Source organism: Pseudonocardia sp. SID8383, from assembly GCF_009864975.1.
Classification (GTDB): domain Bacteria; phylum Actinomycetota; class Actinomycetes; order Mycobacteriales; family Pseudonocardiaceae; genus Pseudonocardia; species Pseudonocardia alni.
In genome coordinates this window covers 1-2,767 of the sequence record NZ_WWFY01000792.1, presented here as the reverse complement: position 1 = coordinate 2,767, position 2,767 = coordinate 1, and the positions used below count along the sequence as shown (strand labels likewise).

Genomic DNA, 2,767 nt, shown 5'->3' with positions numbered 1-2,767 from the left:
CCGCCGGTCGGTGCGCCGGTGCGGGATCGCCCGGGCCAGCGCCGCGACGGTGTGGTCGGCGGGGTCCGGGGCCGCCCCGGTGAGCCGGACCGTCGCCAGGTGGTTCCGGTCCCCGGTCGGGAACCGGACGACCTCGTGGCCCGCCCCCAGCGCGGCGAGCGCGACGTGCAGGAAGCCCAGCGCGGACCCGCAGCTGACCAGCTGGTCGCGCCGGTCGGGGTCGGTGTAGGGCAGTCGTCGGTCGGGGTCGGCGTGCAGCTCCAGCCGGTCGGTCGTGACCCGCCAGCGCCACGGCTGGGTGTTGTGCACCGAGGGCGCGCGCACCGCCGCCGCGAGCGCACGCCGCAACACCTCCGGCCCGTCCGGCGACGCCGTCACCGCGACACCGCCGCGGCGGCGGGCCCGACCGCCCTCTCCCGCCCGCCGTGTGTCCGGGCGGTGTGCAGCCGCACCGGGAGCTCCAGATCCGACGCCGGCACCGGGTGGGGGTGCCCGTCCCCGGCGGGCGCGGCGTCGACCATCCACAGCGGACGGACCCGCAGCACGGTCGCGTGCCGGTGCAGGAACCGGCTCGCGGCGGCGCGGGCCCACGGCCTGCCCCACGCCCCGACGAGCACGACCCCGGCGACCCCGGCGAGCGTGTCCGCGTCGCCCGCCCGGACGAGGAGTGGTCGCAGCCCTTGCCCCGCCAGCTCGCCACCGATCGCGGCCGCGGTGTCCAGCGACCGACGGTCGGCACCGGCCAGCGCGACCATCACCGTGAACTGTTCGCGCACCCCGGCCTCGACCATGGTGACCTCCTCCGCCGTCCCCGATCCGATGCTCCGCCGGGCGCCCGGTGCAGGGCAGGGCCGGGCGGCACGCCCGGCCCTGCCGAAGGTCCCGCACTACGACTTCGGTCGGAGGCCGTGGCCGTTCGATCGATGTGCGGAGCCGGACGGCGTTCCTACCGTCCGTCCCGACCGCGACGAGGGGACGGGAACGATGCGAGGACGACGGAGCCTCCTACGGGCGACGGTGCCGGCGCTGCTGGCCGGGCTGACCGGTGCGGCGGTCGCCGCACCCGCGGGGGCGGGGGAACCCGCGCGGCGGGGCCGGAGTGGGGCCCCTGCCCCGCGGACGTGGTGGCGCCGCTGGTGGCGCTGCAGTGCACGCGGATCCCGGTGCCGCTGGATCACGGCAGCCCCGACGGCGCGCAGATCACGATCACGGTGTCGCGGCTGGCGAGCACGAAGCCGGAGAAGCGCCGCGGGATCCTGATCCTGAACCCCGGGGGTCCGGGCGGGTCCGGGCTGGCGTTCGCGAACGACCTGGTGAAGCGCGGTCTGCCGGCGAGCGTGCAGGACAGCTACGACATCATCGGGTTCGACACCCGCGGGGTCGGCCACTCGGACCCGGTGAGCTGCGGATTCACCACCGACCAGGACTACATCGGCAACATCCCGCCGTACGCCGCCGACGACGCGGCGGTCCTGCGGACGGCCGAGGTCGCGCGGGAGGTGGCGCAGCGGTGCGCGGCGAACGACCGCAACGGGCACCTGCGGCACGTCACGACCGCCAACGTCGCCCGGGACATGGACCGCATCCGGGCCGCGCTCGGCGAGGGGAAGGCGAGCTTCCTCGGCTTCTCCTACGGGTCGGCGCTCGGGGCGGCCTACGCCTCCCTGTTCCCCGACCGCTCCGACCGCGTCGTACTCGACAGCAACGTCGGTGACACCCACCTCGACCCCGACGGCATCCGCCGCTACGCACTCGGCGCCGAGGAGACCTTCGGGGACTTCGCCCGCTGGGCCGCCGACCGGCACGGCACCTACGGGCTGGGCGCCACCCCGGAGGAGGTGCGGCAGACCTATCTCCGGCTCGCCGCGCGGCTCGACGACCGGCCGTCGGGCGGGGTCGACGGACGGGTGTTCCGGGCGGCCACCTTCGTCGGTCTGTACGGCCCGACCCTCTACGGCAGCACCGCCGCGGCCTGGCAGTCGTTGCTGTCCGGCGACGCGCCGCCCGCCCCGGCGCCGCCCCCGGGCCCGTCGCCGCAGGACAACGCGTACTCGGCGTTCCTCGCCACCACCTGCAACGACGTCGCCTGGCCGCGGGACGTCGCGGTCTACCAGCGGGCGGTGGCGCAGGACCGCGAGCGGTTCCCCGTGTACGGCGCGGCGAGCGCGAACGTGCTGCCCTGCGCCTTCTGGCCGTACGAGCCCGCCGAGCCGCCGGTCGCTGTGCTCGACGAGGGCCCGGCGAACGTGCTGGTCGTGCAGAACCGCCACGACCCGGTGACCCCGCTGCGCGGCGGTGAGCTCCTCCGGGAGAAGTTCGGCGACCGGGCCCGGCTCGTCGTCGAGAACGGGAGCGGCCACGGCGTCTACGCCGGCGTCGGGGACACCCCGTGCGCGCTGGGGGTCACGACGTCGTACCTGGTGGACGGGACACTCCCGCCCGACGACGTGGTCTGCCGCTGCCCCGCTCGCGGCGGCTCGTCAGGCAGCTGTGTGCCGGGCCGACGGGCCCTCACCCCAGGAGCGTGAGCAGCCCGGAGAGCTCCAGCGCGTGCCGCGCCGGGCCCGGCGGCACCTCGACCCGCAGCCGGTGCCCGCGGGCGCCCGCCCGGTCGGCGGCCTCGGCGAGCAGGGCGGCGCCGTTGCTCGCGACGTAGGTCGGTCCGTCGAGGACGAGGAGCACCGGCCCGGCGGCGACCAGCTCCAGGAGCCGGTCGCGGATCTCAGCAGCCCCGGCGAGGTCGAGGTCGCCGGCCAGGGTGAGGCGG

At 76.7% G+C, this 2,767-nt stretch carries 3 protein-coding genes and 1 pseudogene; 1 reads left to right on the top strand and 3 read right to left on the bottom strand.

The genetic code is table 11. From position 1 onward, the window contains the following. Together GTW08_RS19550 and GTW08_RS19545 are read right to left on the bottom strand one after the other, a co-directional pair. Positions 1–378: pseudogene (locus GTW08_RS19550) on the bottom strand (NAD(P)H nitroreductase); the annotation flags it as partial. After that, on the bottom strand, positions 375–791 hold the full coding sequence (locus GTW08_RS19545; RefSeq protein WP_161152343.1) for a hypothetical protein: 417 nt from the start codon (positions 789–791) through the stop codon (positions 375–377). The pseudogene GTW08_RS19550 and the gene GTW08_RS19545, both read right to left, overlap by 4 nt. 330 nt (positions 792–1,121) lie before the next feature. Between GTW08_RS19545 and GTW08_RS19540 the strand changes: the two genes are divergently transcribed. Next, entirely contained in the window at positions 1,122–2,528 is a 1,407-nt protein-coding gene (locus tag GTW08_RS19540; RefSeq protein WP_346009941.1) for an alpha/beta hydrolase, read from the top strand. Here the strand turns inward: GTW08_RS19540 and GTW08_RS19535 are convergent. Further along, positions 2,512–2,767, bottom strand: a 256-nt coding sequence (locus GTW08_RS19535) for an STAS domain-containing protein (RefSeq protein WP_161152341.1), incomplete at its 5' end; no start/stop codon positions are given. The genes GTW08_RS19540 and GTW08_RS19535 overlap by 17 nt on opposite strands.